Annotated in this window: 6 protein-coding genes and 1 pseudogene; all 7 read left to right on the forward strand. The window is 57.3% G+C overall.

Annotated elements, in window-relative coordinates:
* Nucleotides 1–525: 525 nt before the first annotated feature.
* The 7 genes and pseudogenes from ATY29_RS31605 (at nt 526) to tnpC (ending at nt 8,081) form a co-directional block, all read left to right on the forward strand.
* Nucleotides 526–1,299, forward strand: a complete 774-nt coding sequence (locus ATY29_RS31605) for an aquaporin (protein ID WP_096478327.1) — start codon at nt 526–528, stop codon at nt 1,297–1,299.
* 871 nt (nt 1,300–2,170) lie between these two features.
* Nucleotides 2,171–3,283 carry a nodulation factor fucose acetyltransferase NolL gene (gene nolL, locus ATY29_RS31615; RefSeq protein ID WP_342210736.1) on the forward strand — a complete coding sequence of 371 codons (1,113 nt, stop codon included), beginning with the start codon at nt 2,171–2,173 and terminating at the stop codon, nt 3,281–3,283.
* A 1,254-nt stretch (nt 3,284–4,537) separates the two neighbouring features.
* A pseudogene (gene nifH / locus ATY29_RS31630) lies at nt 4,538–4,707 on the forward strand (nitrogenase reductase); the annotation flags it as partial.
* A 257-nt stretch (nt 4,708–4,964) separates the two neighbouring features.
* Nucleotides 4,965–5,450, forward strand: a complete 486-nt coding sequence (locus ATY29_RS31635; protein WP_097537494.1) for a NifX-associated nitrogen fixation protein — start codon at nt 4,965–4,967, stop codon at nt 5,448–5,450.
* A gap of 179 nt (nt 5,451–5,629) precedes the next feature.
* A complete protein-coding gene (gene tnpA, locus ATY29_RS31640) occupies nt 5,630–6,037 on the forward strand; it encodes an IS66-like element accessory protein TnpA (protein ID WP_004675073.1) in 408 nt (135 codons plus the stop codon).
* A 17-nt stretch (nt 6,038–6,054) separates the two neighbouring features.
* Entirely contained in the window at nt 6,055–6,381 is a 327-nt protein-coding gene (tnpB, locus tag ATY29_RS31645; RefSeq protein WP_425299368.1) for an IS66 family insertion sequence element accessory protein TnpB, read from the forward strand.
* 45 nt (nt 6,382–6,426) lie between these two features.
* A protein-coding gene (gene tnpC, locus ATY29_RS31650) for an IS66 family transposase (RefSeq protein ID WP_244597480.1) occupies nt 6,427–8,081 on the forward strand; the annotation gives its coding sequence in 2 pieces (ribosomal slippage) (nt 6,427–6,931 and nt 6,931–8,081; 1,656 coding nt in all).
* Nucleotides 8,082–8,370 lie beyond the last annotated feature (289 nt).

Genomic DNA, 8,370 nt, shown 5'->3' on the forward strand with positions numbered 1-8,370 from the left:
CAAGGGAATTCACGTGGACTTCAAATCGCGCCAAGGATCATGTGCCTGTTCGTGGCTAAGGGGCGTTACTCGACTTCTCGTGAACGTCCCTGGCGGTCTTATCAACCCTTGTCCTGGTTCCTGCTTTGCACCACCTTCCGCTTGGAGCCATGAAGAGGGTCGTTGTTTCGATAATTTGAGGATGGGCTGCTTGGCGATTTGTTCGTAGCCCAGCTCGGGTCCATACGTCTCGGTACGGTTCGCCTGCCTATCCTGTTCACGGCACTTTCGAACATAAAGACCGAACGTCACCAGAGCGATCGCTGTGATGCGCAACATATTTCATTTGGTACGACGTTTGCTGGTGATCGGTGACGCTGGTTGACCATAGGCTCTGATGCCGATCTCGTCGGACAAGGACGCAATTGAAGTCAACTACGGAGGTTTTCCGGACCTGACACGATGATTGGTTCGGTGCATGCGGAACGCTTGGCGGCACGAGGATGACACCGAAAAGTACGTGGGGTCTAATCAATGGAGTGAAAAATGAAAAAGTATGTTTGCGAATTCTTCGGGACCTTCACACTTGTCTTCCTCGGCTGCGGCACATTGCTTTATATGCGTCAAGAGGTGGGCCTGTTGGGTGTCGCTTTAGCCTTCGGGACGACCGTGGTTGCAATGGCCTACACGATTGGCCCAGTCTCGGGCGCGCATCTCAATCCGGCGGTCAGCCTGGGTTTCCTAGTGTCGCGCCGATTGAGAGTGTGGGACTTTCTCGCGTATGTCTCCGCCCAATGTGCAGGAGCTATCGCGGCGGCAGGCACGCTCTACCTTATCGCTATGAACAAGGTCGGCGGTTACGATATCACCCTAGAAGGTTTCGCCCAAACCGGCTGGGCAGTCTACGGATGGAGAGCTGCGTTCCTATTCGAGTTTATCGCCACGTTCCTGTTCGTAACTGTATTCCTCAAATGCACGGCTGGACGCGGCGCTGTTGCACGATTGGCGATTGGACTTGCCTTAGTTGCGATCCACCTTGGCGGTATCACCGTTTCGGGTTCTTCTGTGAATCCAGCACGATCGATCGGCCCAGCACTTTTCGCAGGAGGGGCGGCACTCTCTCAACTCTGGCTTTATATATGTGCGCCAATGCTCGGCGCTATTGCGGCCGGCCTTCTTCAGCTCAGGGGGATCCTCGCGTCAAGCGAGCCGCAAAGTCTGCGCCAATTTGAATCGCGCGATATGACCAGCGACATATCCAGCCCGGTTTCATTCTTTCGCCACCGAAGGAGAGGTATCCCAAAAAGGGAAAGCCACTGATCGAGGAGGGGTCTCGACCTTAGCAGGGGAGCGCATCCTCAGACATTGGCCGTTGCATCCCGCATATCTTAACGCTTACTGCGATCTTCCAACGGATTGGGACCACGGTCGTCTCTGACGTATCGACAAACGTCGCACACGGATCGACAATGGCAGCCCAACGTCCAGCGATCATTCGCGGCGATCCAAAACGGCGGCGATCGCGGCCAAAGCCTCGTGTATCGCGATACTCACCGACCTTCCGCTCAAGGTTGTCAAGGGTCCGCGATACTCATCCATACCGCAGATGCGTATCATTAGGAGCATGAATTTTACAATGGTGAGGCTGCCATATAGGACACGTTGGGCGGCGGATCTAATGGAGCAAATCTCCAGCGTCTGGGGGGTTGCGCTGGGGTGCCGATCCACACCCAAGCGCCGGTAGGTGATAGACGATACCACAGCGGCTAGGAGCCATTGAATCGGCAATATGTTCTTTTGATACGGAGTCGCGTAAGTTTGGTATGGAGAATCATATGCAATCGCAACAATAGCCGAGTGCAGAGTCAAGCAGCGCTACTTGCATACGCGCAAATGTCCGTTAGAAGATTTCGACGACGTGGCAGCCCAAGCAGTTGCGCGGCAGCGAGTTTAGGCGGGGCGTACGTTGCGGCGAAAAACAGCCAATGGACACGCCGAAAACGGCTACTGGGCCTAAGTCGCCACGGTCGCCCTGTGAACTTGGAACCCAGGCAAATTGTATGACCGTTGGCCGTCGTTCCGCATGCCGAAGTCGGAGCGCTGATCGGAAGCTGGATTAGCCTGCATGATGAACGAGAGGTTGGGAAATGCCGCTTTCAAAGGCTCCCGTTGGCATCGTGAGATGGTGAGAATGCGAGCAAGAATTGTAGGTGGAAAGACAGTGCCTGAGGCGCCAGAGGCCGACGATCGCGATCTAGCTTTAGACTTCGCCAAAGGAATACTCATTGTCTTGGTGATTTTCGGTCACCTGATACAATATATCTTTTACGAGGGTGATGGCTTCTGGGATTCGACATGCTTCAAATCGATCTACATGTTTCACATGCCTCTCTTTATGGCGATAAGCGGATATCTCTCTAGATCAGGGCTACTAGGTAAATCGTTCAGGCAAGCCATCGGTGATCGCGCGCTGCAGCTCCTGGTGCCGACGCTGTTCTGGTGCACCCTTTTGGAGGCAGTCAAATTGCTTATGTTTCCCCGGCCGCCGGACGCACCTGGCAACCTTTTGCAATTCATGCACGATTTCGTCGGCACATACTGGTTCATCTGGGCTGCGTTTGCTTCTTTTCTTTTGGTCAAACTTATTTCGATCTTCAACTCCGGGTCGGCACGCTCTTTGCTTGTCTCATCCATACTGGTCGCAGTTGCCCCCGTGACGTTTTCTATATTCCCTCTCATAAAGTACACCTATCCCTTTTTCTGCATGGGATTTTCATTTGCGCAGTCGAGAGATTGGTGGACGAGCATAATGCGGTATCATAAGCTAGGCCTGATGATGTCCGCCTCTATCGCGGCTAGCTTGTGCTTTATGGCGTGGCGCGAGGACACCTATGTCTACAACAATCTCGCCTTAATCCAGGATCTGCAGTCGGCAAAAGATATCCTTCTGATGTTTTTTGGCTCGACAGTGGCCTCTGCAGTGATGATCGAGATTCTGCTTCAATCCTGGAAAATTGGACGCTCGAACCGGGTGGTTCGCTTTATCGCCGTGGAAGTGGGGCAGAGCACGCTCGTGTTGTACCTGGTGCAGGCTACGGTATTCCGTCTCATGGATTTAATACAATACCGAGAACAATGGGCTCCCACAATTAGGTCTGGCGCGGCGGGAATTCTCGGGACGATGATCATTGCCGTAGCACTAGCAGTTCGCTGGAGCGTGCGCGACATTCCCTATCTGTCCCAGATCATGCTTGGAACACCACCCCGCCTCGTTCGTTTGCCGAGCAATCCTGCGAATAACTAGCGGTGTTCAATTCTCAACCTAAACTTCGTCAGCAAGCAATCATGCCAAGGCACGCGTTAAGGGGCCCATTTTTAAAGGATCCTTTTGCACGAAGATCGGCTGAGGTCCGACTGATGTGCCAATCACGTATCGAGAATCCGCAAACCCCTCCGCGCCCAATGCTCCGCGACGACGCGGGCGCTTGACCGCCAGGGTATCGACTCCACCCTCTTTGAGGTTGCCAAAGATTCGGTTTGCTTCGCACTTGTTCGGGGTCCGCTGCCGCCAGGTCCCGTTGTCCCTGCTAAAGTCGCGAGCGTTCGCTAAGGTACTAGAAACGCTTTCCGGCCTGTGCCAAGCAATATGACCGGAAACAGCGAGCATCGCCTCAGCGGTCACACCGAGGCAGCACTGCTCCATGACGGCCGCTGCCACAGTCATCCTCTTGCCGGCGCCGACGGTACCGGCCAGCTAGGTCGTGCCAGCAGCATGATCCCCCGGGTGCCGTGTTCTGGTGCGGATAGAGAGTGAACGCGGCCGACGCACGCCGGCAACTTAAGATACACGCCGCCGAGGCGCCCAGGGGCTGGTTGTTGAAACGGTCCTAAAACCTTGCGGCCGGTCGATCCGGTGGGCATCGGAACCAGGACCCGGCCCTGAAGGGCCATCTGATCTTCGTGAGCTTCCCCTTTGCCGGCTACGTCTAACAGCCGTTCACTGTGGAAATTCAGAGCGTTGTTGAGCTGTCGCCGGCGTCGCGGGGGCCGATGCCGCATTCCATTTGCCCGCGGCATTCCCCCCAAATGACGGCGCTAACTGTCGAGGAAGGGAGCTCCAGCCAGTGATGCATGTGGGTCTCGGAGTCCATCACTGGGAGGCGCTGTGATCGCCAAGCAAAGAGGATCGACCGGCTGCACCTCGGCAAGCGGCCGGACATTGCGCCCAATTCGCGAATTGAGAGCGGAGCGGCTTCGGCGGGTGTCATTTGTTGCTGACGTGGCCGGAGAATAGGCTTCCGCCGCTGCATCGGGATGCCATTTCTTCGATCCCCACCGCGTCTTGTCCGGTTCACGACAACGTTGTCCTCGATCAATTCTTCATGGGCTAGCTAAGAAGCTGGAAACAATACAGATGCCGTGTTCCGGACCTCAGCGGAGGAGACTGGCATGAGTCTTGAACTCCCAGAACTACGCGGCGGGCAATCGCCTGGTGGAACGTGTGGCGTCCGGTCGAAGTCGATTTGAACCTTGAAGGGAAAATACATGGCAGGTCTGCATCAGTTCGCACGGAAAAGGGGGTATCGGCAAGTACACGGCCTCTCAAGATACTCTCACTGCCCTTGTCGACCTCGAAAAGCTGATTCCACCCCCCGCCTGATCCTCAATTCGAAAGCCCGAGACACGGTTTTACACCTGGCGGCGAATAGGTTGGTTGAGGGTGAAGTTCGCGGCGAAACCTACCGCCACTGGACTATCGCGACGGGAATCTCGCTTGTGAAGCGCTTTTCGTCAAACCCGCCAGCGTTGCCCGCCGCTTGCCGTTGTTGTTGCGGCCGCCCCGTTTCGAGGGGCCATGTCATTCGTCCGGGCCAAGTTGCGTCGCCACAGGTCCCATCTGCCGCACCATTTTAAGGGATGGTGTTACCGGAAGCGGGTGTGGCCCTTAGTCAAACCGCATCCAACACTCAGGAGGATTTTAACTGATGTCAAACGTCACCCCTGTCCCCAACAATGCTCGATTAGATGAGAAAGATGCTCTCGCCACGCCTTTCATTAAGTGCCTCTTGCGTCTGATGCGTGCTCAAGACACCTTTGAATTGTGGCAAGAGAAATCGGACACCGATTTGCTCTGTGATTTCATCGTGACGAGGCAGCAGCGTAGGGCGATTCCTCTCATCGGGGGACCTGACCTAGAGGTGCAGTGGCGGCTTGAGATCTTCTATGCCGCCGTAGCACTTGCTATAGAGGAGCAGTCCGGACTGATGGCGTCACCGGTGTTGACTGTGAACCATGAGGGATTCGGTCGGATATTACTCACGGCGGGGCGGCTCGTAGTACTCTCGAAGACGCTCCGCGACGTACATCGATTTGGCTTCGACAACCTCCAAAAGCTCGCCGAGGCGGGAACTGGCCTGGTCGATAATAGCTTAACAACAATTAAGACCTATTCAGATGTAGCGCGCGTTTAAGTGCGGTTGAAACGGCTCATATAGGGCGGAATTCTTCGCTAATCTGCCCAGCAATCAAGCAATCCGGGGTGTGCCCTAGCGTTCTTGGCGCGGGGGGGGGGGTAAGCCCACGGTGAAGGCCGTCTTGCGATAGAGGGCTTCTGACTGCCAGTCCTAGTGGTAACACTAGGAGTAGTCATATGACGAAGCATCCAATTGAGGTGATCACGTCTGTAGAGCGCCGTCGGCGCTGGTCACGCGAAGATAAAGAGCGCCTTGTCGCTGCGTGCTTTGAGCCAGACGCGGTCATCTCCGAGATTGCCCGCGCGGCCGGCATCCATGTCAGCCAGTTGTTCCGTTGGCGCAAAGAGCTTTGCCGGATCGAGGAGCCAAGGTCTGATACGGCGACTTTGGTGCCGGTGATCGTATCCGAGGCCGCTTCGACAGTCTCTCCCGTTCAACCGGAATCGCCCACCACATCCCACCCTCGTCGGAAGCGTAGCGATGTGACGATCGAGCTTGGACGGGGTCGGCGCGTGCGCGTGGATAGCGACATCGATACGGATGCCCTTGGCCGGATTCTCGATTGCGTGCTGGGGCTGCGATGATTCCGGTTCCGAGTGGCGTGAAGGTCTGGCTGGCGACAGGCCACACCGATATGCGAAAAGGCTTCCCCGGTTTGTCGTTGATGGTGCAGGAGGCGCTGAAGCGCGACCCGATGTGTGGACACCTGTTCGTATTCCGCGGCCGCGGTGGCGGTCTGATCAAGGTGATCTGGCATGACGGCCAGGGCGCTTGCCTGTTCACGAAGAAGCTGGAGCGCGGCCGCTTCATCTGGCCATCAGCGGCCGATGGCACGGTGGTGATCACACCTGCGCAGCTCGGTTATCTGCTGGAAGGTATCGACTGGCGGATGCCGCAAATGACCTGGCGGCCGACGTCGGCCGGATAAGCAAAAACACTGGAATGACAGGGTCGAATATGATTCCATCCTGTCATGAGCAATGCGACCGAAGAGCTTCCGGACGACCTTGCCAGTGCGCTTGCACTGCTGGCCCAGGAACGCGCTCGACGTGTCGCAGCCGAAGCAGAAGCAGCGACCGCCAAGGCAGAAGCCGCCAGCGCAAAGGCACTCGTATCGCATTCCGAGGCGCTGATCGCGCGGCTGAAGCTGGAGATCGACAAGGTTCGCCGTGCACTCTACGGCAGTCGGTCCGAGCGCAAGGCGCGGCTCCTGGAGCAGATGGAACTGCAGCTCGAGGAGTTGGAAGCGGACGCCGGTGAAGATGAACTGGCGGCGGAGATCGCAGCCAAAGCTTCAGCCGTCAGAGCCTTCGAGCGCAAGCGTCCGTCACGCAAGCCCTTTCCCGAACACCTGCCGCGTGAGCGCGTCGTAATCGCCGCTCCCACGAATTGCGCCTGTTGTGGATCGGTTAAACTGTCGAAGCTTGGCGAAGACATTACCGAGACCTTGGAAGTCATCCCGCGTCAGTGGAAGGTCACCAGACGGTGCGGGAGAAGTTCACCTGCCGCGAGTGTGAGAAGATCACGCAGTCACCCGCACCCTTCCATGTGACACCCCGCGGTTTTGCCGGGCCGAACCTGCTGGCGATGATCCTGTTTGAGAAGTTCGCCCAGCACCAGCCGCTCAATCGCCAGAGCGAGCGCTACGCCCGCGAGGGCGTCGACCTCAGCTTGTCGACGCTGGCCGATCAGGTTGGAGCATGTGCCGCGGCGTTGAAGCCCATTCACTCCCTGATCGAGGCGCATGTCCTTGCTGCCGAACGTCTGCACGGCGACGACACGACCGTGCCGATCCTGGCCAAGGGAAAGACCGATACGGGCCGCATCTGGACCTATGTCCGGGACGATCGGCCGTTCGGAGGGCTCTCTCCGCCGGCGGCCCTTTACTATGCCTCGCGGGACCGACGGCAGGGGCATCCGGAGCGCCACCTGAAGACCTTCAACGGCATTCTGCAGGCGGACGCCTATGGCGGCTACAATCCGCTGTTCAAGGTTGATCGCGATCCAAATCCTCTAAGGCAGGCGTTTTGTTGGGCACACTCGCGGCGTAAGTTCTTCGTGCTCGCCGACATTGCCGCAAATGCCAAGCGTGGAAAGAACGCCGCGCCGATCTCGCCTATGGCGCTCGAAGCCGTCAAACGGATCGACGGCCTGTTCGATATTGAGCGCGAGATCAACGGGCTTACGGCCGATCAACGCCTGGAGCGTCGCCGGAGAGACAGTCTGCCACTCGTCGATGATCTGCAGGTCTGGCTTCAAACCGAGCGGGCAAAGCTCTCACGCAGTTCTCCGGTGGCGGAGGCGATCGACTACATGCTCAAGCGCTGGGATGGCTTCACATCATTTCTGCAGGACGGCCGGATTTGCCTGACGAATAATGCGGCAGAGCGAGCGCTCAGAGGCTTTGCGCTCGGCAGAAAATCCTGGCTCTTCGCCGGATCAGACCGCGGTGCAGATCGTGCGGCCTTCATGGCCACATTGATTATGACGGCAAAACTCAACGACATCGATCCGCAGGTGTGGCTGGCCGACGTTCTTGCCCGCATCGCTGATACGCCGATTACCAGGCTGGAGCAGTTGCTTCCGTGGAATTGGACGCCGCCGACCGTCAACGCTCAAGCGGCCTGACCTGCGGCCTTCACCGGAGGCTTACGGGGGGGCGACATGGAGGAACCTGCATGACAGTGCGTTCACTACTCACTACGGCTCCTCTTTGGCTCCGGCGTATCTCACAAGCACTGATCAAGCGACGTGTATTGGCTGCGCCCCTTGTTTTCTGGCCTGCCAGTGTTCGGCAGGATGGTAGGTGGTTGGCCTTCAAATGACCTGCCACTGAATTTTCATCCGGCGGCGATTAGAGCCTCGGCGGTCTTGAACCGCTCCCAAACGTTGGACCACCGGATGCTAGAGTTTTCCG

The organism is Rhizobium hidalgonense (assembly GCF_002914525.1).
GTDB lineage: Bacteria > Pseudomonadota > Alphaproteobacteria > Rhizobiales > Rhizobiaceae > Rhizobium > Rhizobium hidalgonense.

Bases quoted from the DNA above. Each gene is read 5' to 3' on its own strand.
- tnpA (WP_004675073.1), top strand. From the start codon at position 5,630: ATGACGAAGCATCCAATTGAGGTGATCACGTCTGTAGAGCGCCGTCGG.
- ATY29_RS31635 (WP_097537494.1), top strand. From the start codon at position 4,965: ATGTCAAACGTCACCCCTGTCCCCAACAATGCTCGATTAGATGAGAAA.
- ATY29_RS31605 (WP_096478327.1), top strand. From the start codon at position 526: ATGAAAAAGTATGTTTGCGAATTCTTCGGGACCTTCACACTTGTCTTC.
- nolL (WP_342210736.1), top strand. From the start codon at position 2,171: ATGCGAGCAAGAATTGTAGGTGGAAAGACAGTGCCTGAGGCGCCAGAG.